Origin of the sequence: Sulfurimonas denitrificans DSM 1251 (genome assembly GCF_000012965.1) — a bacterium.
GTDB lineage: Bacteria > Campylobacterota > Campylobacteria > Campylobacterales > Sulfurimonadaceae > Sulfurimonas > Sulfurimonas denitrificans.
Window position 1 is genome coordinate 1,284,569 of sequence record NC_007575.1, and the last position, 23,489, is coordinate 1,308,057.

24 protein-coding genes are annotated in these 23,489 nt (G+C 34.5%); 19 read left to right on the top strand and 5 right to left on the bottom strand.

The genetic code is table 11. The annotated features are described in order from the left end of the window. Position 1 precedes the first annotated feature (1 nt). The 12 genes from SUDEN_RS06385 (at position 2) to SUDEN_RS06440 (ending at position 13,030) form a co-directional block, all read left to right on the top strand. Positions 2-1,294 carry an FAD-binding oxidoreductase gene (locus SUDEN_RS06385; RefSeq protein ID WP_011372848.1) on the top strand — a complete coding sequence of 431 codons (1,293 nt, stop codon included), beginning with the start codon at positions 2-4 and terminating at the stop codon, positions 1,292-1,294. Beyond that, complete coding sequence (locus tag SUDEN_RS06390) at positions 1,291-2,022, top strand: SDR family oxidoreductase (RefSeq protein ID WP_011372849.1); 732 nt, start codon at positions 1,291-1,293, stop codon at positions 2,020-2,022. Before SUDEN_RS06385 ends, SUDEN_RS06390 begins: the two co-directional genes overlap by 4 nt. Next, positions 2,019-3,491: an ArnT family glycosyltransferase gene (locus SUDEN_RS06395; protein ID WP_011372850.1), complete on the top strand. Its 1,473-nt coding sequence runs from the start codon at positions 2,019-2,021 to the stop codon at positions 3,489-3,491. Before SUDEN_RS06390 ends, SUDEN_RS06395 begins: the two co-directional genes overlap by 4 nt. Beyond that, a complete protein-coding gene (locus SUDEN_RS06400; RefSeq protein WP_011372851.1) occupies positions 3,488-4,066 on the top strand; it encodes an HAD family hydrolase in 579 nt (192 codons plus the stop codon). Before SUDEN_RS06395 ends, SUDEN_RS06400 begins: the two co-directional genes overlap by 4 nt. A gap of 141 nt (positions 4,067-4,207) precedes the next feature. Further along, on the top strand, positions 4,208-4,996 hold the full coding sequence (locus SUDEN_RS06405) for an alpha/beta fold hydrolase (protein ID WP_011372852.1): 789 nt from the start codon (positions 4,208-4,210) through the stop codon (positions 4,994-4,996). Between the two features lie 23 nt (positions 4,997-5,019). Next, complete coding sequence (locus tag SUDEN_RS06410; RefSeq protein WP_011372853.1) at positions 5,020-7,185, top strand: copper-transporting P-type ATPase; 2,166 nt, start codon at positions 5,020-5,022, stop codon at positions 7,183-7,185. A 252-nt stretch (positions 7,186-7,437) separates the two neighbouring features. Then, complete coding sequence (locus SUDEN_RS06415) at positions 7,438-8,496, top strand: quinone-dependent dihydroorotate dehydrogenase (protein ID WP_011372854.1); 1,059 nt, start codon at positions 7,438-7,440, stop codon at positions 8,494-8,496. 43 nt (positions 8,497-8,539) lie between these two features. Then, a complete protein-coding gene (locus tag SUDEN_RS06420; protein ID WP_041672516.1) occupies positions 8,540-9,793 on the top strand; it encodes a M16 family metallopeptidase in 1,254 nt (417 codons plus the stop codon). A 4-nt stretch (positions 9,794-9,797) separates the two neighbouring features. Beyond that, entirely contained in the window at positions 9,798-10,691 is an 894-nt protein-coding gene (gene dapA / locus SUDEN_RS06425; RefSeq protein ID WP_011372856.1) for a 4-hydroxy-tetrahydrodipicolinate synthase, read from the top strand. A 1-nt stretch (position 10,692) separates the two neighbouring features. Beyond that, positions 10,693-11,475 carry an enoyl-ACP reductase gene (locus SUDEN_RS06430; protein ID WP_011372857.1) on the top strand — a complete coding sequence of 261 codons (783 nt, stop codon included), beginning with the start codon at positions 10,693-10,695 and terminating at the stop codon, positions 11,473-11,475. A gap of 43 nt (positions 11,476-11,518) precedes the next feature. Next, the gene (locus SUDEN_RS06435) at positions 11,519-12,427 is read left to right on the top strand and encodes a uroporphyrinogen-III synthase (RefSeq protein ID WP_011372858.1); all 909 of its coding nucleotides are present in this window, start codon (positions 11,519-11,521) and stop codon (positions 12,425-12,427) included. 69 nt (positions 12,428-12,496) lie between these two features. Continuing rightward, entirely contained in the window at positions 12,497-13,030 is a 534-nt protein-coding gene (locus SUDEN_RS06440) for a Spy/CpxP family protein refolding chaperone (RefSeq protein WP_011372859.1), read from the top strand. Here the strand turns inward: SUDEN_RS06440 and SUDEN_RS06445 are convergent. From SUDEN_RS06445 to SUDEN_RS06455, 3 genes are read right to left on the bottom strand one after another with little or no spacing between them, the layout of a single operon-like run. Next, a complete protein-coding gene (locus SUDEN_RS06445; RefSeq protein WP_011372860.1) occupies positions 13,027-13,299 on the bottom strand; it encodes a DnaJ domain-containing protein in 273 nt (90 codons plus the stop codon). The genes SUDEN_RS06440 and SUDEN_RS06445 overlap by 4 nt on opposite strands. Further along, positions 13,296-14,069 carry a glycerophosphodiester phosphodiesterase gene (locus SUDEN_RS06450; protein ID WP_011372861.1) on the bottom strand — a complete coding sequence of 258 codons (774 nt, stop codon included), beginning with the start codon at positions 14,067-14,069 and terminating at the stop codon, positions 13,296-13,298. The genes SUDEN_RS06445 and SUDEN_RS06450 overlap by 4 nt, the downstream gene beginning before the upstream one ends. Positions 14,070-14,072: 3 nt before the next feature. Then, positions 14,073-15,281 carry a 1-acyl-sn-glycerol-3-phosphate acyltransferase gene (locus SUDEN_RS06455; protein WP_011372862.1) on the bottom strand — a complete coding sequence of 403 codons (1,209 nt, stop codon included), beginning with the start codon at positions 15,279-15,281 and terminating at the stop codon, positions 14,073-14,075. Between the two features lie 100 nt (positions 15,282-15,381). Between SUDEN_RS06455 and pgsA the strand changes: the two genes are divergently transcribed. The 3 genes from pgsA to SUDEN_RS06470 are packed head-to-tail and all read left to right on the top strand — an operon-like array spanning position 15,382 to position 17,663. Next, positions 15,382-15,936: a CDP-diacylglycerol--glycerol-3-phosphate 3-phosphatidyltransferase gene (gene pgsA, locus SUDEN_RS06460; protein ID WP_011372863.1), complete on the top strand. Its 555-nt coding sequence runs from the start codon at positions 15,382-15,384 to the stop codon at positions 15,934-15,936. Continuing rightward, on the top strand, positions 15,933-16,985 hold the full coding sequence (rseP, locus tag SUDEN_RS06465; RefSeq protein WP_011372864.1) for an RIP metalloprotease RseP: 1,053 nt from the start codon (positions 15,933-15,935) through the stop codon (positions 16,983-16,985). The genes pgsA and rseP overlap by 4 nt, the downstream gene beginning before the upstream one ends. A gap of 3 nt (positions 16,986-16,988) precedes the next feature. Then, positions 16,989-17,663 (top strand): YggS family pyridoxal phosphate-dependent enzyme, encoded by a 675-nt coding sequence (locus tag SUDEN_RS06470; protein ID WP_011372865.1) that lies wholly within the window; start codon positions 16,989-16,991, stop codon positions 17,661-17,663. Between the two features lie 17 nt (positions 17,664-17,680). Here the strand turns inward: SUDEN_RS06470 and SUDEN_RS06475 are convergent, their stop codons facing one another. Next, entirely contained in the window at positions 17,681-18,439 is a 759-nt protein-coding gene (locus SUDEN_RS06475; RefSeq protein WP_011372866.1) for a carbonic anhydrase, read from the bottom strand. A 131-nt stretch (positions 18,440-18,570) separates the two neighbouring features. On the opposite strand from SUDEN_RS06475, the gene SUDEN_RS06480 reads away from it, so the two are divergent. Further along, positions 18,571-19,809 carry an NAD(P)/FAD-dependent oxidoreductase gene (locus SUDEN_RS06480; protein ID WP_011372867.1) on the top strand — a complete coding sequence of 413 codons (1,239 nt, stop codon included), beginning with the start codon at positions 18,571-18,573 and terminating at the stop codon, positions 19,807-19,809. Here the strand turns inward: SUDEN_RS06480 and SUDEN_RS06485 are convergent. Continuing rightward, positions 19,802-20,353, bottom strand: a complete 552-nt coding sequence (locus SUDEN_RS06485; RefSeq protein ID WP_011372868.1) for a thiamine phosphate synthase — start codon at positions 20,351-20,353, stop codon at positions 19,802-19,804. The two genes, SUDEN_RS06480 and SUDEN_RS06485, sit on opposite strands and share 8 nt — an antisense overlap. Before the next feature lie 175 nt (positions 20,354-20,528). On the opposite strand from SUDEN_RS06485, the gene SUDEN_RS06490 reads away from it, so the two are divergent. From SUDEN_RS06490 to SUDEN_RS06500, 3 genes are read left to right on the top strand one after another with little or no spacing between them, the layout of a single operon-like run. After that, entirely contained in the window at positions 20,529-22,625 is a 2,097-nt protein-coding gene (locus SUDEN_RS06490) for a ribonucleoside triphosphate reductase (protein WP_011372869.1), read from the top strand. Positions 22,626-22,639: 14 nt separating this feature from the next. Then, on the top strand, positions 22,640-22,792 hold the full coding sequence (gene nrdD / locus SUDEN_RS11580) for an anaerobic ribonucleoside-triphosphate reductase (protein WP_041672264.1): 153 nt from the start codon (positions 22,640-22,642) through the stop codon (positions 22,790-22,792). Further along, positions 22,755-23,456 carry an anaerobic ribonucleoside-triphosphate reductase activating protein gene (locus SUDEN_RS06500; protein ID WP_041672265.1) on the top strand — a complete coding sequence of 234 codons (702 nt, stop codon included), beginning with the start codon at positions 22,755-22,757 and terminating at the stop codon, positions 23,454-23,456. The genes nrdD and SUDEN_RS06500 overlap by 38 nt, the downstream gene beginning before the upstream one ends. Positions 23,457-23,489: the final 33 nt, after the last annotated feature.

Sequence of the window (23,489 nt, forward strand, 5' to 3'; positions counted from 1 at the left end):
AATGAGTCTGCTTAGCTGGGGAATGTTTCCAAATATAAAAAACAAAATCTTTAACCTAAGAGATGAAAAAAGCCTCTCTTTATACATTGAGACAACAGATGAGTTCATACCTTATGGAAATGGCAGAAGCTATGGAGACAGCGCGCTAAGTGAAAATATTGTTTATGCAAAACCATACAACAACTTCTTATCCTTTGATGAGCAAAACGGGATTTTAAATGCTGAGGCTGGTGTACTTCTTAGCGAGATTTTAGAAGCTTTTGTTAGTCGTGGATGGTTTTTAAGAGTGACTCCAGGGACAAAACTTATAACTTTAGGCGGAGCAATTGCCAGTGATGTTCATGGCAAAAACCATCATGTAGAGGGGTGTTTTAGCGAGTGTGTTGAAGAGTTTACTATCATGGGTGTTGATGGCAAAATAAAGAGCTGTAAAAAAGGCGATGAGCTGTTTTTAGCTACATGTGGCGGTATGGGCTTAACTGGTGTAATTCTTAGCGCAAAAATATCACTAAAGAAGATAAACTCTAAAAATATAAACCAAACAACCATTAAAACAAAAAACTTAAAAGAGACCTTTGAAGTGTTTGAAGCGCATAAAGAAAAGCCCTATTCTGTGGCTTGGATAGACTGTTTGGCAAAGGGTGAAGAGATTGGAAAATCTCTTCTTATGGTTGGAGATTTTGCAGATGATGGCAACTTGGAGTACAAAAGCAAAAAGAAGCTCACTATCCCATTTAATTTCCCATCATTTGCGCTAAACACTCTAAGCGTAAAGGCGTTTAACTATCTCTACTACGCAAAAGCAAAAGATGGCATCTCTTATCAAAAAGTAGATATCGATACATTTTTCTATCCGCTTGATGCCATTGGAGATTGGAACAAAATCTATGGAAGCGGTGGATTTACGCAGTATCAGTTTATCCTTCCTAAAGAGCAGAGTTATGAAGGATTAAGAGAGATTCTTACAAAGATTTCAGCTTCAGGAAAAGGGTCATTTTTGGCTGTTTTAAAGCTATATGGCAAAGAGAACGAAAACTACCTCTCATTTCCTCTTGAGGGCTACTCTTTAGCACTTGACTTTAAAATAGAGAGTGGACTCTTTGAGCTTTTAGACACGCTTGATGAGGTTGTCTTAAAATACGCTGGAAGAATTTATCTAACAAAAGATGTGCGTGTAAGTAAAGAGACATTTGAGAAGGGCTATCCTCAAATAGAGAAGTTTAGAGCATATAGAAAAGAGCATAAAATGGATAAAAAACTAAATTCACTACAATCAAAAAGGGTTCAAATATGAGTTATGTTTTAATAATCGGAGCAAAGAGCGACATAGCAAAAGAGGTCGCACGTGTATATGCAAAAAATGGTTATAACCTCTACTTAGCAGCAAGAGAGTCTTTAGAATTAGAAGATTTAAAACAAGATATTGAGATAAGAAGCGGTGTGGAAGTTAAGTTAGTTGAGTTTGATATAACTGCCTTTGATACCCATGAAGAGTTTTACACTTCGCTTCACGAGAGACCTCTTGGAGTTATTGTTGTAGCTGGTTTTATGTGTGAACAAAAAATTGCACAAAATGATTGGAACAAGACACTGCAAACCATAAACGTAAACTACACTGGTGCGCTTAGTATCTTAAACATAGTCGCAAATGATTTTGAAAAAGAGAGACGCGGTTTTATAGTGGGTGTAAGCTCAGTTGCAGGAGATCGTGGCAGAAAAGCAAACTATATCTATGGAAGTGCAAAAGCTGGTTTCTCTGCCTACTTGAGCGGTCTTAGAAATAGACTTTATGAGAGCGGAGTTAGTGTTTTGAGTGTAAAACCTGGATTTGTAAATACTAAAATGACCCAAGCATTAGATTTGCCTCAAAATCTAACAGCTCAACCACAAGATGTTGCAGAGGATATATTTAACGCTCAACAGCGTGGAAGAAACATCCTCTATACAAAGTCTATTTGGATGTTTATTATGCTAATTATTAAACATATTCCAGAGTTTATTTTTAAGAAAATGAGCATATGATTAAGAGTTATCAAAAAGAGCTACTTTGGCTTTTTTTTATCTTTACATGTAAGATAGTTATACTTATTTTACTCCCTTTAACTGGCGATGAAGCCTACTTTATAAAGTGGGCAAATCATTTAGATTTTGGTTACTATGATCACCCTCCAATGGTTGGTTGGATAATATTTATAATGAGTTTTATTAGCGATTCGTACTTTTTTTTTAGACTTTTTGCAGTTGTTACAACTTTTGTAACTGCTTATGTCATCTATAAAATAGCTCTGCTTTACCATATACAAAAACATAAAGCTCTCTTAGTCTCGTTTATCTTTTTAGCTTCTCCTATTGATGTAGCACTTGTGCTTATAACAAATGATGTGACGCTTCTCTTTTTTAGCGCACTTGGAACTCTAATGTTTTTATACTCTTTACAAAAAAACAACCTATCTTACGCCATCTTCGCTGGTCTCTTTTTAGGAGCTGCTTTTTTAAGTAAATATTTTGCTGTTTTTTTAATGTTTTCTCTGCTCATTTTCTCTTTTTATATCTATGGGAGTCGTGCAATAAAGAGCGTACTTATCGTTGCATCAATAGTCTCTCTTTTTGTTTTTCAAAATCTCTACTTTAACTATAATAGTTGCTGGAACAATATACTCTTTAACTTCTTTGCAAGAACAGAATATAACAATTACAGTATTGACTCTATTTTAAGATATTTCTTATTTATACTATATATCTTCACCCCTTGGGGATTGTATTATTTATATAAAGCAAATTTTACAAAAAATAATCTATTTTGGCTTCTTATTTCAATTTTGGGTCTTGCATTTTTTGCCTTTTTAGCAGCCTCTTTAAAAAACAAAATAGGGCTTCACTGGTTTTTGATATTTACTCCCTTTATATTTCTGCTTTTTACTTTTATGGATGATAAATATCTAAAAAAACTTTTCCGCTATAACGCTATCTTTAGCGTTGTCCATATTGTTATATTGATAACTATCTTAAATATTCCTACCTCACTCCTAAGTGAGCATAGAAAATACTCAGATATTATTATCTACACAGAGCCTCAAGAGTTATGCAAAAAGCTTGAAATATTCGATGATGAGAGAATTTTTACACTTGGTTATTCAAGTGCATCTCTTCTCTCTCACTACTGCAAAAGAGAGATAGCTGTTCTTTTTAATAACTCAAAATATGGTCGGATGGATGATAAACTCTTAGATATTAGGAGGCTTAACTCTGAAGATATCACTATTTTTTATAAGAATCCTATAAAAGAGGAGAAGTTAAAAAATTTATGCTCTTCATTTGAACTTGGCAGTTTTGAGATAAGCGGTGCAACTTTTCACACTGCTACATGTAGAAATTTTAACTATAATGAGTATAAAAAAGAGTATCTTGAGTATCAAAATGAACACTTTTATAACATTCCAAAATGGCTTCCCATCGGGAAATGCTACTTTAAAGAGAGGTACTTTAATTGAATCTGGCCCTATTTGATTTTGATGGAACACTTAGCACAAAAGACTCTTTAGACGAGTTTTTAAGATATAGCGTTGGTAAAAAGAGATATATCTTAAATATGCTCAAATTTATCCCAAATTTCGCTCTTTGGAAGCTTAGAATAATAGATAACTCAACAGCAAAAGAGCGCCTTTTTTGGATATTTTTTAAAGATATGGATGAAGCTCTTTTTCGCGCAAAAGCAAAAAATTTCTCCCTATATAGACTCGATGCGATAATAGATGAAGCGAGGATGAAAGTCCTTGAGCAACACCAAGAAGGCAACTCAAGAGTAGTCATAGTTTCTGCTTCTATGAGATGCTGGTTAGAGCCATGGTGCCATAAAAACGGCATTGAGCTTCTATCTACCGAATTAAAGTTTGAAGATGGAAAATATAGTGGCAAATTTTTAACTCCAAATTGTCATGGGCAAGAGAAAGCCAGACGTATAAAAGAGCATTTAAATCTTGATGAGTATGAGACAATCTATGCCTATGGCGACAGCTCTGGAGATACGCAGATGTTAGCCCTTGCACATAAGAGCATAAAGTACTAAGAAAAAAGAGCTTTAAATAAATTTTTTAGCTATTTTCTACTCTTTTTATATCTATATTTTAATCCCACATTTTTATTAAAGTTAATATGTTAGTATCTAAACATTATTATTCATTTAAGCAAAATCAAAAGAAGTTAAAAAATGGAGAAGTTAATTGATGGCATATATGTCAAAACTTACGGCAAAGCAACTAATCAACCTGTAGTTTTTATACATGGATTTCCATTTGAGCACACACTTTACAATAATGTAATAGATGAGTTTAAAAATGTGTACTACTGTATCTCATATGATATAAGAGGCTTTGGCAATTCCAAGCTAAATAGCGCTCAATGCACAATTGAGAGCTATACAGAAGATTTAGAGAGTGTGATTTTGAGACTAAAGTTGGATAAACCAATTATTTGTGGGTTTTCTATGGGTGGTTATATCGCACTTAGAGCAAATGAAAAATTGCAAAAAAACTATAAAGCCTTGATACTTGCAAATACTACATCAAGCAGTGACAGCGATGAAGCAAAACTAAAACGCTCTGCTGCTATCTCAGATATAGATGCTAAAGGGATTGAACCTTTTATAGATAAATTTCTCTTAGTTGCTTTTAGTGAAGATTTTATTAAAAAAGAGTCACTAAAAATAGAAGAAATTAAAAACACTATTATGAATTCTAGCTCCATAGGAATAAAAGGAGCTCTCTTAGCCATGGCTAGCAGAGTAGATACTACTAAAAGCTTAAAAGATATAGATATTCCTGTTTTGCTGATAAGTGCAGAGAATGATAAAATAATATCTCCAGACATTATGGCGCAAATGGCAAATAGCATAAAAAAGAGTACTCTTGTATGCTTAAGCGGTAGTGGGCACATGAGTATGCTTGAGAAGCCAGATGAATTTAATACTGCCCTTAGAAGATTTTTAGAGACCCTTTAAAAAATATAAAATGGAGGTGTGTTATGAATATGAATCAAAATCAAATTTGTAAAGATAACAGTTGCAAAATAGAGTATAGTTCTTATACTTGCCCTATGCATCCTGAAATCATTAGAGATAGACCTGGGAGCTGCCCAAAATGTGGAATGGCATTAGAGAGAGTTATCGTCAAAGCGGATGAGGAGAATATTGAATTAAATTATATGCTAAAACGCTTTTGGATTAGTACTGCTCTTACTCTGCCTCTTTTCATTGTTGCAATGATGAACGATTTGGCTCCCCAATACTTACCTAAAAATATAACAATGAAAGAGATTCAATGGTTTCTTTTTCTGTTTTCACTACCCGTAGTACTTTGGGCTGGATGGCCTTTTTTTGTAAGGGGATATAACTCGCTAAGGACATGGAATTTAAACATGTTTACTTTAATTGCTATAGGTGTTTTGAGTGCGTGGATATACAGCATAACAGCACTTCTGTTTCCTGAGATTTTTCCAGCTCTTATGAGAACAAAAGAGGGATTGGTTCATGTATATTTTGAGTCTGCAGCAGTTATTACAACCTTGGTACTCTTAGGGCAAGTGTTAGAGTTAAAAGCCCGCAGTAAAACAAACGATGCCATTAAAACTCTTCTAAATCTTGCACCAAAAAGTGCCCATTTTATAGAAAAAAACGGGAATGAAAAAGAGATAAACCTTGAAGATATTCAAGTAGGAGATAAACTTAGAGTAAAACCTGGTGAGAAAATTCCAGTTGATGGGATAGTTATAGAGGGCAATAGCAATATTGACGAATCTATGATTACTGGAGAACCTATAGCTGTTCAAAAGTCGCTTAATGACAAACTTATCGGTGCAACCATAAATCAAAACGGTACTTTAGTAATGCAGGCTCAACGTGTAGGAAGTGACACAATGCTATCTCAAATAGTGCAGATGGTATCTTCAGCACAGCGCTCACGTGCTCCTATTCAGCAACTAGCAGACACGATATCTGGCTACTTTGTACCAGCTGTAATCCTTTGTGCAATTTTTGCTTTTTTAGGCTGGTGGGTTTTAGGACCTGAACCTCATCTGGCGTATGCTATCGTTGCAGCTGTATCAGTTTTGATTATTGCATGTCCTTGTGCTTTGGGTCTGGCTACTCCAATCTCTATTATGGTTGGAACAGGTCGTGCAGCACTTTTTGGCATCTTGATAAAAGATGCTCAAACGCTAGAGACAATGGAGAAAGTTACCACATTGGTAGTTGACAAAACAGGAACGCTCACACAAGGAAAACCTAAAGTAACAAAACTGATAATAGCTAAGAGTTTTGATGAAAATAAAGTTTTACAATATGGTGCGAGTTTAGAAAAAGCAAGTGAGCATCCCCTTGCAGAAGCAGTGCTTGAGTATGCAAAAGATAAAGGAATCTCTCTCTTAAGAGTTGATAACTTTAACTCCATAACAGGCAAAGGGATCGAAGGTGAGGTAGAAAATAAAAAGGTTGTACTTGGAAGCGATAAGTATCTCAATAGTTTAAATATATCAACAGAGGAGTTTATATCTCAAGCTGATGAACTGCGCACGGATGCAAAAACTGTAATTTTCATGGCGATAGACTCTAAGTTAAGTTCTATTTTCTGCATTGAAGACCCAATTAAAGAGACATCACTAGAAGCTATTAAACAACTTAAAAGAGACGGTATTGACATAGTGATGTTAAGTGGTGACAATGAAAAAACAGCCAATGCAGTGGCAAAAAAACTTGGTATTAGTAAAGTACATGCCAATGTTATGCCTGAAGATAAAGGAGATATAGTTAAACAACTTCAAAATGATGCTCAAATCGTAGCGATGGCAGGTGATGGGATTAACGATGCACCAGCTCTAGCCCTCGCTGATGTTGGAATAGCAATGGGCACTGGAACTGATGTAGCAATACAGAGTGCTGGTATAACACTTATAAAAGGTGATTTGCTTGGCATTGTAAAGGTTAGAAAACTGAGTCATGCCACCATGAACAATATCAGACAAAATCTATTTTTTGCATTTATATATAATACCCTAGGAGTACCAGTAGCAGCTGGAATTCTCTACCCATTTTTTGGAATATTACTCTCACCAGTTATTGCAGCTACTGCTATGAGTTTTAGTTCTGTATCTGTTATACTCAATGCTTTACGTTTAAAAAATATAAAGATTTAATAAAAAACTGGGAGCTTATTAAATTTTATATTATGACTCTCATAAAAGTAGATAAAACAGATAAAGAGAATATTAAGTTTATACAACTCACTAAGATACATGTTAAGGCTAATATGCTTTTTCAGTGAGATTGTGCAAAAATAAACAGAGTGATATGGCCTCTAAAAAGCACAAAACATAGTAGCTAATCAAACTCTTTACATTTTTTTTGTATAATCACTAAATTTTTATAAAAGGTAAAGAGGCACAAAAATGATAAATTATCAAAGCATAAAACCTTGGCTGTTTAAGCTAGAGCCTGAAGATGCACACATGCTTGCAGAGGCAGCACTTAGAATACCAAATGTTTGTCAAGTAGCCTTTAATCCATTTTTAGAGTCTCACTTCATAACAAACTCTATCTTAAAGCAAGAGCTTTTTGGTCGTACATTTTTCAATCCAATCGGGCTTGGCGCTGGTTTTGATAAAAATGCAACTATGATTCGTGCTATGCAAATTTTGGGTTTTGGTTTTACTGAGATTGGAACTATAACGCCAAAAGCTCAAGCTGGAAACCCAAAACCTAGAATGTTCCGTCATATTGAAGAGCAGAGTATTCAAAATGCGATGGGCTTTAATAACGAGGGGCTTTTAAGCGCACAAAAGAGATTAAAAAAAAGATTTCCATTTACTACTCCAATTGGTATAAACATCGGAAAAAATAAACTTACCCCAGATACGCAAGCTATAAATGACTACACAACTCTTATAAAAGCACTGCATGAGTTAGGGGATTATCTAGTAATCAACATCTCTTCTCCAAACACTCCAGGACTTCGTGATTTGCAAAACGAGGAGTTTATCACAAAGCTTTTTGAGGAATCAAAAGCAATAACTTCAAAGCCTATTTTGTTAAAAATAGCACCCGATATGAGTAAAGAAGATGCTGTTGCTCTTACAAAACTTGCAGTTCTTAAAGGTGCTGATGGTATTATTGCGACAAATACTACAGTTGATTATTCACTTGTAAAAGAGCCAAAAAGTATTGGCGGACTAAGTGGAGCAGTTCTTAAAGAGAAGAGTTTTGAGATATTTGAAGCAGTTGCAAAAGAGCTTTATGGCAAAACAACTCTTATATCTGTTGGTGGAATATCATCCGCAAAAGAGGTGTACAGACGTATTAAAGCTGGAGCTTCTCTTGTTCAGATATACAGTGGACTTATTTACGAGGGTCCAGATTTGATAAAAAATATAAACAACGAACTCACAGAGCTTATAAAAGCTGATGGATATACAAATATTACACAAGCAATAGGTGCGGATAGAAAATAATATGAAAATCTTTTTGGCACTTACACTTATTTTAGGAACTTTAATGGCATCATCACTACCAAAATATGAGACAAAAACTCTAAAAAATGGACTTCAAATTGTGGTTATTCCACTTAAAAACTCTACTAACGTCATTAGTACTGACATCTTTTACAAAGTTGGAAGTAGAAATGAAGTTATGGGTAAAACAGGCATTGCACATATGCTCGAACACATGAACTTCAAATCTACAAAAAACCTACCAGCTGGAGAATTTGATAAAGAAGTAAAGAGCATAGGAGGCGTAAATAACGCATCTACAAGCTTTGACTATACTCACTACTACATAAAATCAAGCACACAAAATTTAGGTAAATCTATTGAACTTTATGCGGAACTTATGCAAAATCTTCTTCTAAAAGATAAAGAGTTTCAGCCAGAGCGTGATGTTGTTGCTGAAGAGAGACGCTGGAGAACTGAAAACTCACCTTTGGGTTACTTGTACTTTGCTCTTTTTAACAATGCTTACGTTTACCACCCTTACCACTGGACTCCAATTGGATTTATGAATGACATCCAAACTTGGAGCATTGATGATATAAAAGATTTTCACAAAACTTACTATCAGCCAAGCAATGCTATTTTGATGATTACAGGTGATGTTGAGCCTAAAGATGTATTTAAAGCTGCAAAGAAAAAATTTGAGCATATTCTAAACAAGGCAAAAATACCAGAGTTAAAATTTGTAGAGCCTGAACAAAATGGCGCAAAAAGGGTAATAATTCACAAAGAGAGTGAAGTTGAGATGTTAGCTCTTACCTTTCATATACCAAACTTCAAACATGAAGATCAGATAGTTCTAAGTATGATTTCAGAGATACTCTACTCTGGCAAAAGCTCAAGACTTTATAAAAATCTTATAGAGGAAAAACAGCTTGTAAACAGCGTATATGCTTACAATATGGAAAACATAGATCCAGGTCTTTTTATCTTTATGGCTACATGTAATCCAGATGTTAAAGCTGAGGATGTAGAAAAAGAGCTACTTACGCAGATAGAGCTTATCAAAAATGAAAAAGTTGATAAAAAAGAGATCGAGAAAGTAAAGATAAATACAAAAGCTGATTTTATCTACTCACTTGAGAGTTCAACTTCTGTTGCAAATCTATTTGGAAGTTATCTTGTAAGAGGCGATTTGACACCACTTTTAACATATGAAGAGAATATTGAGAAAATTACTCAAGAGAGAATTCAAGAGGTTGCAAAAAAATACTTCAACTTTGACAAATCAACAACACTTATTTTAAAAAAAAGGTAACTAAATGGATATTGTAACTGGTTCGACTACTGCGCTAATTACCCCCTTTAAAAATGGAAAACTAGATGAGAGTGCATACGCAAATCTCATCAAAAGACAGATAAACAATGGCATAAATGCCGTTTGCCCAGTTGGAACAACTGGAGAGAGTGCTACACTTAGTTATGCTGAAGATAAGAGATGTATAGAGATAGCTGTTGAAATCTGCCGTGGCACTGCAACTAAAGTTTTAGCAGGGGCTGGTAGCAACTCAACTTCTGAAGCGATAGAAGCAGCCATCACCGCTCAAAAATGCGGAGTTGATGCAATTTTTTCAGTAGCGCCTTATTATGTAAAACCATCTCAAGAGGGACTTTATCAGCACTACAAAGCAATTGCAGAGTCTGTAAGTGATATGCCATTTATGCTCTATAATGTTCCAGGAAGAACTGTTGTAGATATTAGTGCAGATACTGTTATAAGACTATTTGATGATGTTAAAAATATCTATGGCATAAAAGAGGCAACTGGAAGCCTTGAGCGTACAGTAGAACTTCTCTCTCGCAGACCTGAACTTAAAGTATTTAGTGGTGATGATGCGATTGACTATCCTATCCTTGCAAATGGAGGAGCGGGGATTACCTCTGTTACTTCAAACCTTCTTCCTGATTTAAAAAGTGAGTTGGTAAAAAAAGCACTTAACGGTGATTTTACGGGCTCAAAAGCTATAAATGATATGCTTTTTCCTATAAACAAAGCTCTATTTATAGAATCAAATCCTATTATGATAAAAGCAGCCATGTATATTGCTGGACTTATAGATACGCTTGAATATAGACTTCCTCTAGTCGCTCCAAGTGTTGAGAATATGAAAAAGATTGAGAGTGTTATGAAAAATTATGAAATTAAGGGTCTTTAAAATGGTAGAAAAAATCATGCAAGGCAAAACTCTCTTTGTTAGTGGCGGAACTCGTGGAATCGGAAAAGCAATTGTATATGCGTTTGCTCAAAGAGGGTGTGATGTAGCTTTTACTTATGCAACAAAAGCTGAAACTGCAGATGAGATTATTGCTGATGTTGAGTCAAAATATGGCATAAAAGCAAGAGCTTATAAACTTGACATTTTAGAGCCTGAGACATATAAAGATGTTTACGTTGAATTTGATAAAGATTTTAATAGATTAGATTTCTTTATCTCAAACGCTATCATCTCTGGGCGCGCTGTTGTTGGCGGATTTGGTCCATTTATGAGATTAAAGCCAAAAGGGTTAAATAATATATATACAGCAACTGTTGATGCCTTTGTTGTGGGCGCTCAAGAGGCGGCGAAGAGAATGGAATTAACTGGTGGCGGAAGTATTATAAGTATGAGTTCTACTGGTAACCTTGTATATACCCCAAACTATGCAGGTCATGGAACAAACAAAGCAGCAGTTGAGGCAATGGTACGTTATGCAGCTGCTGAGCTTGGAGAGAAAAAAATTAGAGTAAATGCTGTGAGTGGTGGACCAATTGACACTGACGCACTCAGAGCATTTCCTAACTATGAAGAGGTAAAGAGCGAGGTAATAAAGCGCTCTCCACTCTCTCGTATGGGAGAAGCTGAAGATTTGACAGGCGCATGCCTTTTTCTCTGTTCAGAGGCATCTTCATGGCTTACTGGGCAAACTATTGTTATTGATGGCGGAACAACTTTTCAATAAATAAAAACTAAAATATTTACTAAAAAAATGGTACTATCCTCATATGAAAAAGATTGAAAAATTAATTGAGCACTTAAATCTTATATATTATGAGTATGATAGAGCTACCCACTCGTTTATACTTGATAGAAGCTACTCAAATGAGCATGTATTTGAGGAGCTTATTAAAATAACATATATTTTAAGCAAACATAATATAAATTTTTTTGTAGATGAAAATAAATCTTTAATTTTAAACAGCAAAAATAGTTTTTCTTTAAAAATAAAAAGAGTTATGAACTCTTTTATACAAAATTTAAAAAATAGATCTTTAAATATCTATGTTCTTAATGACAAAAAAGTAAAATGGGCTAAAAACTTACCTGTCATAAAGATAGAGACGATAAATACAACTTTTAACATCTCATCTTATGATGCTTTGATTTTTACTTCAAAAAGCGCTGTATATACCTTAAATTCATACAATACAGAGTGGAAGAGCAAACCTCTTTACGTAATAGCTCCTCAAACTGCAAAAGTAGCTAGCAATCTAGGTGGTAAGATAAAATTTGTAAGCAGAGAGAATCATGGAGATGAGTTTGCTGATGAATTAATTCCTCTTTTAAAAAACAAAAAAGTTCTATATGTACGAGGTTCTAAAGTTGTCTCAAATTTGGTAGAGAAGCTTAATGCAAATGATGTCATTTGTGATGAAGTTATAGTTTACCAAACTGTATGTTCAGAGTTAAAAAAGAAGATAAAACTTCCAAAAAACTCTGTAATTATCTTCTCCTCTCCATCTACGATAGAGTGTTTCTTAAAAAATGTCTCTTGGGATGAGAGTTATAAAGCTGTATCTATCGGTCATACTACTCAAAAATATTTTCCACCATACATAACTCCTGTCGTCGCTGATACACCTTCACTCGATTCATGCGTAAAAAAAGCCATAGAGTTGATATCCGAAAAGTAGAGCATTAAGTGTTTATTTTATAAACCATTGTATAATGTTTGAATATACAAACAAAAAAAGGGAATTAATATGAAAAATATAAAAACAACACTGGCAATTTTATCTTGCTCTATTATGCTTAGTTCTAATATTTTAGCAGATGCAACGCTTCCACCACCGATACAAGATGTTGTAAAAATGGAGAAATTAGCAGGTCCAGCAGGTCCATTTACAACAAAAGAGAATTTTCCAAAAGATTACTTTTTAATGCCAAAAAATCTTCCATATTTAGTTGGCATGACACTATATGACAACTCAAGTGCAAAACTAAATCTATCAAAAGAGCAGATTGAAGCTATTTTAAAAATCAAAGATGAGTTAATGGCAAAAGCTGCAAAAAAAGCACTCGTTATTAAAAACTTAGAACTTGAGATGATGAAAGAGGTATCATTTAAGCTAAATTCTAAAAAAGCTACAGAACTTTATCCAGCTGTCGATGAGATAGCAAAACTAAGAGCTGAACTTACAAAGATACATCTTGATTGTATAGAAAAAGTAAAGGCTGTTCTAACCCCTGAACAATTTGAAGAGATGCTTGATTATGGTGTTATAAATATGTTCTAAAAACTGTAAAACCAATCTTTTGATTTTCTTGAGAGGGGATTTTGTTCATAAAATTCCTCTTCATCAAGTTTAAATCTAAAATTTTGGATGTATATACTTACCAACTTATAAGCCTCATTTATCTCTTTAAACTTCACAGCGTCTCCATCTGGCATATCTGGATGATATATCTTTGATAACTTTTGATACTTTTTTTTAAGCTCACTCTGTGTTATTTTTGACGCTATCTCTAATATATCAACTGCTTCTTGAAACTTTTCAAAATTCATTGCTTATCCTTATATAAGGAGTCACTAAATATAAAATTTACACCCATTTCAAAAAGTACATGTGAGCGCAAAGTACTATTTACTGTATAGACTCCTACAAAGAAACCTGCCTCTCTTAACATCTCGACACTCTTCTTATCAACTAATTCATCATTTAAGCAGTATCCATCAACTCCTAGCCCTCTTAAATAGGAGAGTAGCTCTTTTGGATGAGAATCTTCCGCCAAAGCTGCTGTTGGAATATGAAGCTTTGTTTTGATGATTTTTAAATACTCATGTCTGAATGAGGATACCAAAACCCTATCACTGCACTGAATATCATTTATCTCTTTTACTATCTTCTCAACTACTTCATTATCACTAAAGGCGTAACTTATATCTTTAATCTCTAAATTTAAAAAAAGATTGTTCTCTTTTATAAATATAAGTGCATCATGCAGTGTTAAAAGCGGCTCTGCTTTTGAATTATCTGTATAAAACCAACTCCCATAATCAAGTCTCTTTAACTCTTCAAATGTAAAATCGCAAACTCTATATGGCTTTTTTGAATCAAATTCGGATAGTTGTGAGACGTTTGTAGTTCTAAGCAGCGTATCATCATGCATAATTATCGCAATACCGTCTTTGCTTAGCTGAGTATCTATCTCTATAAAATCAGCTCTGCCAATACTCTTTTTTAGTGCGTTAAGCGTGTTCTCTGGGGAGAGTGAATTTGCCCCTCTGTGAGCGACGATAAGTTCTGGTTTATTTAATAGTTCTAAAAAATTCATATCCTATTTTATCCTATTTAAAGAGAGCTCATACTTAATACTCTCTTTTGTTTGCCCAACTATCTGCTCTATACTCAGAGCTGCAGGAAATATTGGCTTAGAGAATGCTACTCTTATCTTTTTTGGTTTTGGAAATAGTTTGCCAGTTCCAAGCGCTTCATAACTTCCATCAATTGTCACAGGAACAATTGGGATGTTAAATATCTTTGATAACATCGCAAAAAAGGGTCTAAATTCTAAGAGCTCTCCATCTCTAGTTCTAGCACCCTCTGGAAAAATAACAAGATTATTACCCTCTCTTAGAGGCAAAGCGCAATACTGCATTGTGTGTTTTAAATTTTGATTAGCATCTATTAGTATAGTCTGTCCATGTTTTGATATTGGACCCAAGAGTTTTGTTCCAAAAACCTGTTTGTAGGCAAGAAAAAAACTCCTCTTTAAAACAGCATAGGGCAAGAGAGCTTCAATTAAAAAACCATCCAGCATACTTTGATGAGATGGCGCTATGATACATGGATAGGATGGAATATTCTTATAACCTTTTACTTCAAGTCTAAAGTAGAGTTTGAAAATAGGAAATAAGATGCTCTTGTAGATAGACATAATTATAGGCGAGTAATATAGTTTTTCATCTATCTTCTCTTTTAGTATCTCATCCCACTTTGGCATTAATACTTTTATGGTACGGCTATATCTTTTTATGTACGCATGTAAGAGCCTCATGCTCATAATATTTGAAAATATAGCCTCATCAATTTTTACTCCAAAACTCTGCTCAATAAAAACAAAAAGCTCTACATAATTAAGAGAATCAAGCCCTAAATCAAGTTCAAGATGGGAGGATGGATAGATTTTATTTTTTGTAATTGTTGATATATACTCTCTTAGTACTTTATAAATTTCATCATCTATATCATCCTCTTTTATATGATTTTTTTCATCACTCAAGAGTTCATCTGAACTAAGCGAGCCAATTGGCGAGAGAAGGATTTTATACCCTTTTATCTTATCCTCACTATTTACATCAAGGTTATAAAGTTCAACGCCATACCACCTTATCTCCTCTGTAATGTTGATAATTTTTGCCTCTCTTAGAGCGTCAAAATTTGGATAGATAAATGCGAAATAGTAACCATCTTTAAGAGTTATTAGCGCCTCTTTTATATATGGAGTGTAGGAGAGTAAAAGCTGTTCTTTGTTATGCAAATCCATATTTTTTCTTTAATATAAGGTTTATATTTATAGCTAACTTAATGTCAAGCCTACCTTAAGAGCCAAAAGGTTAAAATACGCGAAAAAAACAAGGCTTTATTTGTTAAATATTCCTAATTTTCTAGCATCTCTGCGTATTTTTATAGCTCCTATTATGTTTTGGATAATCTTAAATCCATCTATTTTTACAGATAATGGTTATCACATCTCGTGGAGTTACTACACAGCTTCACTTCTTTTTGTTTTGGCTAGTGTAACTGATTTTTTTGATGGTTACATTGCACGAGAGTGGAATCAGATGACAATGCTTGGAGCAATTATTGACCCCTTGGCTGATAAAATGCTTATTATTGCCGCATTTTTGGGGCTTATGATGGTTGGAGAAGCTAGTGCTTGGGCTATTTATATAATCATTATTCGTGAACTCTTTATCACAGGTATTCGTACTGTGGCACTTAGTGAGGGGTTAAATATAAAAGCATCATTTGCAGGAAAGGTTAAAACTGTTGTTCAGATGATTGCAATTGGTTTTTTGCTTATGCACTGGCCATTTGGGACTGAACTTTTATGGCTTGCAGTCACACTCACAATCTACTCTGGTTTTGAGTATCTTTGGGGATTTAGAACTTCTCTTTTAGTGGAGCGAAGCAGATGAGTTTTTTAATATCTTTAGCAGTTTTATCAGCGCTTATATTTTTTCATGAGCTAGGTCACTACTTTGCAGCTCGTGCTATGGGTGTTCGTATAGAGGTTTTTAGTATTGGATTTGGCAAAAAAATCGCTTCATTTAACAGATGGGGGAGTGAGTGGAGATTGGCGCTTATTCCACTTGGCGGTTATGTAAGGATGAAAGGTCAAGACGATAGCGATCCTACAAAAAAGAGCTATGACAACGACAGCTACAATGTAAAAACTCCATTGCAGAAGATATTTATCCTTCTTGCTGGTCCTTTAGCAAATTTTGTTTTAGCTTTTTTCCTCTACTTTGTCATCGCTCTTGGCGGTCCAAACATCCTCTCTGCTGTGATTGGAAAGGTAGTAGAAAACTCTCCAGCACATGCAGCTGCCCTAGAGACAAACGACACAATCCGCTCTATAAATGGCGTAGAGATAACAACATGGGAAGAGATGGCAAAGTTTATAGAACTCTCTGATGGCTCACTTAAACTTGAAGTCCAAAGGGGAAAAGAGATAAAACAGATTATCTTAACTCCAAAAATTACTCAAACTACAAATATTTTTAATGAAGTTATTGAAAAAAAGATGATAGGCATTGGAAGTGCGGGAGTTACTCATAAGCTTAATCTCGGCATCAGCGAGACTCTCTCTTATGCAACAAAACAGACAATATTTGCTTCAACTCTAATCTTTAGTGGACTTAAAAAACTGCTATTTGGGGAGGTTCCTGCTAATGAACTTGGCGGTGTTATATCTATAGTAAAACTAACCTCAGATGCAAGTGAAGCTGGATGGATGAGCGTGCTCTTTTTTGCAGCTCTTATCTCTGTAAATCTTGGAGTTTTAAACCTCTTACCAATTCCAGCACTAGATGGCGGGCATATCATGTTTAACCTCTATGAATTTCTCTTTAGAAGAGAGGTTAATGAAGCTATTATGATAAAACTAACAATTGTTGGTTGGGTGATACTTTTCTCATTAATGGGACTAGGACTTTACAACGATATAAACAGACTTATAGGATAGATAATGACAAAAGAAGAGTACAAACTATATATTGATGATGTTATAAGAAGAGTTGAGTTTGCTAGAGTTAGATTTAACGATAAGCATATCGTAAAGATTGTTGCAATAAGTAAATATTCAACTTGCCAAGAGATAAAAGCACTCTACGAGATAGGTCAAAGAGCCTTTGGTGAGAATAAAGCTCAAGACTTAAGAGTAAAAAGCAGTGAACTTGATGAACTGCCTCTTGAGTGGCATTTTGTAGGAAACTTGCAAAAAAATAAAATCAACAATCTTCTAGATATTAACCCTTCACTTTTTCAAGCTCTTGACTCTTTAGAGTTAGCTCATGAGATTCAAAAAAAGCTACATGTAAGAGATGTGAAACTAGAAGCGCTACTTCAGATAAACTCCGCAAAAGAGGAGTCTAAACATGGTGTTATGCCTGAAGATGCAGTGCAAATATATAATCAAATAAAAAAAGAGTGTCCAAATATCACTCTTCGTGGCGTTATGAGTATCGGTGCACATACAGACGATAAAAAAATAATTAAAAAGAGTTTTGATACAACTTATGGCATTTATAAAGAGCTAGAAGATGCAGATATCTGTTCTATGGGTATGAGTGGGGATTTTGAACTAGCTATCGAGTGCGGCTCAAACATGATAAGATTAGGTTCTATCATGTTTAATAAGTAACTTCTCTTTATAAAAAGTTACTTCATTACCTTTCTAGCATTTAATGGCTGAGTTGGTCTATTGTTCTCATGTCCAAAAACATCGAAAAACTCTTTTATTTGCTCTTTTGAGAGAGTTGCATAATTTTTCAATACAAACCATCTAACTCCTTCACTGCATGGCGGAGTTGTAAGAGAACCATTAAATCTAAAATATGATTTATCTTTTGGAAGAATTTCGTTTATCATGCTTGATTGAAGTCCACAACCTGCTTTGGCATTAGCGCTATGTGGCATTTTATCCCAAATTTTTCTAAGAATTTCATTCTCTTTTCCTTCCTCAAACATAAGTGCGACAACTGCTAACTCTGCATCTTTTGAAGCATGCACAAAGTGTAGTTCTAGCGGAAAACTTTTCCCCTCAATCATATTTTCACTCGGTGTATGAAAATGAAACTGTTTTAGATTAAATACGGTTCCATCTATCTTTATACTGCTCCCCTCTTTTACATCAACTTGAATCGTATGTCCATTGTTTACAATTCCAACAGCATCTGTTTTGTAGTTAAACTCTATGTTTTCAAGCCCATTTGTTACAACTACACCATCTTTTGAGATATTTATAGGAGATTGTGAACGTCCATTTTTACATGTACTATATTCAGGAGACAATTCGCCCCAATTTTGTGGAGCCTCGTGACCAGTATATCCCCAGTGGGTAGCTCCTCCAGCTGCAAAAAGAGAACTACTAACTAGCGCAGCAATAGCGTAACTTGATAACATTTTACCTAATCTCATATATAAACCTTTGTGATTATTTTGTCAAAATTTTGTCAAAAGATTGTATCGTATAAAAATTAAATAGAGATTTTTATAGCAACCTGTATGAAAAATTTGATAAAAAAGTAAAAAATAGAATAAAATAGCGTATGAATAATAAAATATATGACCTTATAGTTGTTGGTGGCGGAGCTGCTGGAATGATAGCAGCCATAACTGCCTCAAGAGATAAAAAAAGTGTTCTTCTCCTAGAGAAACTCCCACAAATTGGTACAAAATTAAAAGCAACTGGTGGTGGAAGATGTAACCTCACAAACACACTTGACAATGAAGAGTTTATGCAGATGTTTGGAAAAAACGGACGCTTTATGCAAGATGCACTTAATCTATTTGACCATAAATCACTTATGAATTTTTTTAAAGAGATTGGTGTTGAAACACACGCACCTGATGGCTTTAGAGTTTTTCCTTCTTCACACTCTTCATCTACTATTATTGAAGCGCTTCTTAGTGAGATGCAAAGAGTTGGGGTTGAGATATTAAAATCCCAAAGAGTTAAAAAACTTCTACATGTAGAAGGAAAAATAGTTGGTGCCTCAAGTGAAACTCAAACATTTTATACAAAAAATATCATAGTTGCAACAGGAGGACTTGGATATCCAACACTTGGCGCACAGGGCGATGGATTAGAGATGGCAAAAGAGGTAGGACATTTTATCACAGAGCTACATCCTGCTATGATGCCTCTTCAAACCAGAGAAAAATGGGTTGAGAAGTGTCGTGCCGATACAATCGCTAAAGTTGAACTTAGAGTAGATATGAAAAAACACTCAAAAATAAAAGCGTTTGGAGATTTAATTTTTACAAAAAATGGCATTAGAGGTCCTGTTGTTCTTGATGCTGCAAGGGATTTAACTCCGCTGCTTGATAAGTATGGAGAGGTGCCAATTTTATTAAATCTTACAAAAGGGATGAATGAGGAGCAGCTTTTAAAACATATAAAAAACGAGGTAGCAAAAAACCAAAGCGCTAGTATCCTTGAACTATTAACCACCCTACTCCCAGCCCCAATATCAACGGAGTTGTGTGAACTCTCTGGCATAAAGACAGACTTGACTTATGGGAAAATTTCAGGTGAGTGCAGAGCAAAGCTTATCAAACTTCTAGCATGGACACCGCTGAGTATAGTTGGGCATGAGGGCTTTAAAATGGCAATGATTACAAGAGGAGGAGTTGACTTAAAAGAGATTGAGCCAAAAACAATGCAGAGCAAAGTTATAGATGGGCTTTACTTTTGTGGAGAGATTATGAATCTTGATGGACCATGTGGAGGTTATAACCTACAGTGGAGTTTTTCAAGCGGCTTTTTAGCTGGAAAACTTAAATGAAATACCTAATTGAAGCAAAACCATAAACTTTAGTTTTTGAAATCATCTCTACATGCTCATTAGTGACAATGCCACCAAGTGCAAAAACCTTTATTTTACACTTACTCAAAAGCTCCTCCAAGTCATTAACTCCTTTTGGCTCTCCTTTATCTGGTGAGGCAAAAATTGGGCTGTATGTAACAGCATCAGCTCCTAATTTTTGAGCTTGTAATACTTCCTCATGCGAATGAGTACTGATTATCACCTCAAGATTTTTACTCTTTGCTAGCTCTATCTCACAAAATTGCTTTGATGTAAGATGAACTCCGTCTGCTCCAAGAGCCTTAGCTAGATAAATATCTTGATGTACAAATGATTTAACACCGCCAATTTCTTTACATGTAAGAGTAAAAACAGAGGCTAACTCTTCATAATTAGTAGCTGTTTTGTCACGAAAAAGTACATATTCTGGCTTCTGTTTTTTTAACTGTTTATACAAAGTTTGGTAAAAAATATCACTATTTTGTGTATAAAACTGTGCTGATGTTATAAGATATTTTTGCATTTTTGCTACTTTAGTATAAATTTACTATTTTTTTAAAAAATTCATAATAGCCAATTATACCTCGCAGCAATTAACAGAGCTTTTAGTGACGCCAATATGACATTTTTCATTAGATACTTTTAACATCGTATCGTATAAAATGTCAAACTTTCATTATAGGCAATAGGAGAAAATCATGGTTGAAAATATTTTAAAAAGAGATGGTACGCATAAAGAATTTTTATCTTTTAAAATTGAAGATGCTATCAAAAAAGCGTTTAAATCTCAAAATATTATCTATGATAGTTCAATCTTTTTTAATGTACTTGATGAGCTTAAAAATAAAAGAGTTATCGCAGTTGAAGATATTCAAGATTTAATTGAAAAAGAGCTTTATAAATCAAGATATTTTGATGTTATGCGCTCTTTTATGATTTATCGCCACACTCATAAAATGCAAAGAGACAGCCTTCTTAGTGAAGATACAACATATATAAACTCTACTCAAACTATTGAAGAGTACATACTTGGAACAGACTGGCGTATAAAAGCAAACTCAAACACTGGCTACTCAAATGCAGGACTTGTAAACAACACAGCAGGTAAAGTAATAGCAAACTACTGGTTGGATAAAATCTACTCAAAAGAAGAAGGCTATGCTCACCGCAATGGTGATTATCACATCCACGATTTAGATTGTTTAACTGGATATTGTGCTGGTTGGTCTCTGCGTGTTTTGCTTGATGAGGGTTTTAATGGAGTAAGAGGCAGAGTTGAGAGTGACGCTCCAAGACACTTCAGAGAAGCTTTAGGACAGATGGCAAATTTTTTAGGCATACTTCAAAGTGAATGGGCTGGTGCACAAGCATTTAGCTCATTTGACACGTATTTAGCGCCTTATGTATTTAAAGACAAACTGCCATATAATGAAGTAAAAAAAGCTATAAGAAGTTTTATATATAATTTAAATGTACCAGCACGTTGGGGTCAGTCGCCATTTACAAACATAACTATCGATTGGACTGTACCTTCTGACTTACAAGACCAGATTCCAACATCTAAACAACTACACCTTTTCAAAGGTATGTTAGATAGTGAACTAGAAGAAATGGCATTACAAAGAGGTGTCAAGTCACTTCAAGAGATGACATACAAAAATTTCCAGCCAGAGATGAATCAGATAAATAGAGCTTACTATGAGATTATGACTGAGGGAGATTTAACTGGGCAACCATTCACATTCCCTATTCCAACTGTTAACATTACGGAGGATTTTGATTGGTATGGAGAAAACACAGATGTACTTTTTGAAAATACTGCAAAGATTGGTTCATCATATTTTCAAAACTTCATTGGCTCTCAATACAAAAGAGATGTAAATGGAGATTTAGTGCCAAATGAAGAGGCTTATAAACCAGGGCATGTAAGAAGTATGTGTTGTAGGCTACAACTAGACTTACGTGAGCTTCTAAAGCGTGGTGGTGGGCTTTTTGGAAGTGCTGAAATGACTGGAAGTATAGGCGTTGTAACTATAAATATGGCTAGACTTGGCTTTTTATATAAAGGAAGCAAAGAGGCTCTTTATACTCGTCTTGATCAATTAATGGAACATGCAAAATCTACTCTTGAGAAAAAAAGAGTTTTTATTCAAGAGATGTATGATAGAGGTCTTTACCCATATACTAAACGTTATCTGCCAGGATTTAGAAACCACTTCTCAACTATCGGTGTAAATGGTATAAATGAGATGATTAGAAACTTTACAAGTGATGCTTACGATATCAGTGATAAAAGAGGCGAAGATTTCGCTATTGAGATTTTAGAGTATATTAGAGCTAGAATGGTTGAGTTTCAAGAAGAAACAGGAAACCTTTACAATCTTGAAGCAACTCCTGCTGAGGGAACAACTTATAGATTTGCAAAAGAGGATAAAAAGCGTTATGGCGACTCAATACTTCAAGCTGGAATGGGTGATAATATCTACTATACAAACTCATCTCAGATACCAGTTGATTTGACAAACGACCCTTTTGAAGCGTTAACTCTACAAGATGACCTACAGTGCAAATATACAGGCGGAACAGTTCTGCACCTCTATATGCAAGAGAAAATCAGCTCAACTGAAGCGTGTAGAAAATTAGTTAAAAATGTAATATCAAATTTTAGGCTTCCTTACATTACGGTAACTCCACTCTTCTCCGTATGTCCAAAACATGGATATATTGCAGGTGAGCATGAGTATTGTCCAAAATGTGATGAAGAGTTACTTAGCGATGTTACAATCGCATCTTAAAAAGGAGGTGGAAAATGAGCAAAAATGAAGCTTTAGCTATGTTGAATGAAAAAAGACAAAAGTGTACTGTGTACACAAGAGTTATGGGTTATCACAGACCCGTAGAGAGTTTTAACGTAGGAAAAACTGGTGAGCACAAACAGAGAAAACAATTCACTGAGTGCTAGTGTAATATATGACTTAACGTCATTCACCCACTTAGATTACCCAGACCACCTATCTTGTATAGTGTGGTTTAGTGGGTGCAATATGAGATGTGATTACTGCTACAACAAAGATATAGTTTTTGCCAAAGATGGCAAATACAGCTATAAAGATATCCTTGACTTTTTAAAAACTAGAGTAAATCTGCTTGAAGCAGTTGTTTTATCTGGCGGCGAAGCCTCTTCTTATAATTTGGTTCCATTTTGCCTCAAGATAAAAGAACTTGGATTTAAAATAAAGCTCGATACTAACGGCACAAATTTCTTACATGTAGAAGAGTTAATTAAACTTAATCTCTTAGATTATGTAGCACTTGATTATAAAGCTCCAATGGCAAAATTTACCCAAATAACTCACTCAAATAAATTTGATGAATTTAGCAAAACTCTTGATTTTTTAATAGAACAAAATATTGACTTTGAGGCTAGAACAACACTTCATAGTGATTTGTTATCTGAGAGTGATATAAATGAGATTATAAATGATTTAACTAAGCGTGGGTATAAAAAAGAGTACTATATTCAAGAGTTTGTAGAGACAGAGTCAAATATAGGCGATTTAAAAAGAGCGAAAAAGAGCTTTGATAAATCTCTTTTACAAAGTGACCTTAAAATTGTTTTTAGATGACATATATCAATAGAGTTTATTTTAATTATTTGA

Excerpts from the sequence above, each read along its gene's own strand:
- SUDEN_RS06385 (WP_011372848.1), top strand. The coding sequence starts at position 2 with ATGAGTCTGCTTAGCTGGGGAATGTTTCCAAATATAAAAAACAAAATC.
- SUDEN_RS06390 (WP_011372849.1), top strand. The coding sequence starts at position 1,291 with ATGAGTTATGTTTTAATAATCGGAGCAAAGAGCGACATAGCAAAAGAG.
- SUDEN_RS06395 (WP_011372850.1), top strand. The coding sequence starts at position 2,019 with ATGATTAAGAGTTATCAAAAAGAGCTACTTTGGCTTTTTTTTATCTTT.
- SUDEN_RS06405 (WP_011372852.1), top strand. The coding sequence starts at position 4,208 with ATGGAGAAGTTAATTGATGGCATATATGTCAAAACTTACGGCAAAGCA.
- SUDEN_RS06410 (WP_011372853.1), top strand. The coding sequence starts at position 5,020 with ATGAATATGAATCAAAATCAAATTTGTAAAGATAACAGTTGCAAAATA.
- SUDEN_RS06415 (WP_011372854.1), top strand. The coding sequence starts at position 7,438 with ATGATAAATTATCAAAGCATAAAACCTTGGCTGTTTAAGCTAGAGCCT.
- SUDEN_RS06420 (WP_041672516.1), top strand. The coding sequence starts at position 8,540 with ATGGCATCATCACTACCAAAATATGAGACAAAAACTCTAAAAAATGGA.
- dapA (WP_011372856.1), top strand. The coding sequence starts at position 9,798 with ATGGATATTGTAACTGGTTCGACTACTGCGCTAATTACCCCCTTTAAA.
- SUDEN_RS06430 (WP_011372857.1), top strand. The coding sequence starts at position 10,693 with ATGGTAGAAAAAATCATGCAAGGCAAAACTCTCTTTGTTAGTGGCGGA.
- SUDEN_RS06435 (WP_011372858.1), top strand. The coding sequence starts at position 11,519 with ATGAAAAAGATTGAAAAATTAATTGAGCACTTAAATCTTATATATTAT.
- SUDEN_RS06440 (WP_011372859.1), top strand. The coding sequence starts at position 12,497 with ATGAAAAATATAAAAACAACACTGGCAATTTTATCTTGCTCTATTATG.
- SUDEN_RS06445 (WP_011372860.1), bottom strand. The coding sequence starts at position 13,299 with ATGAATTTTGAAAAGTTTCAAGAAGCAGTTGATATATTAGAGATAGCG.
- SUDEN_RS06450 (WP_011372861.1), bottom strand. The coding sequence starts at position 14,069 with ATGAATTTTTTAGAACTATTAAATAAACCAGAACTTATCGTCGCTCAC.
- SUDEN_RS06455 (WP_011372862.1), bottom strand. The coding sequence starts at position 15,281 with ATGGATTTGCATAACAAAGAACAGCTTTTACTCTCCTACACTCCATAT.
- rseP (WP_011372864.1), top strand. The coding sequence starts at position 15,933 with ATGAGTTTTTTAATATCTTTAGCAGTTTTATCAGCGCTTATATTTTTT.
- SUDEN_RS06470 (WP_011372865.1), top strand. The coding sequence starts at position 16,989 with ATGACAAAAGAAGAGTACAAACTATATATTGATGATGTTATAAGAAGA.
- SUDEN_RS06475 (WP_011372866.1), bottom strand. The coding sequence starts at position 18,439 with ATGAGATTAGGTAAAATGTTATCAAGTTACGCTATTGCTGCGCTAGTT.
- SUDEN_RS06480 (WP_011372867.1), top strand. The coding sequence starts at position 18,571 with ATGAATAATAAAATATATGACCTTATAGTTGTTGGTGGCGGAGCTGCT.
- SUDEN_RS06485 (WP_011372868.1), bottom strand. The coding sequence starts at position 20,353 with ATGCAAAAATATCTTATAACATCAGCACAGTTTTATACACAAAATAGT.
- SUDEN_RS06490 (WP_011372869.1), top strand. The coding sequence starts at position 20,529 with ATGGTTGAAAATATTTTAAAAAGAGATGGTACGCATAAAGAATTTTTA.
- nrdD (WP_041672264.1), top strand. The coding sequence starts at position 22,640 with ATGAGCAAAAATGAAGCTTTAGCTATGTTGAATGAAAAAAGACAAAAG.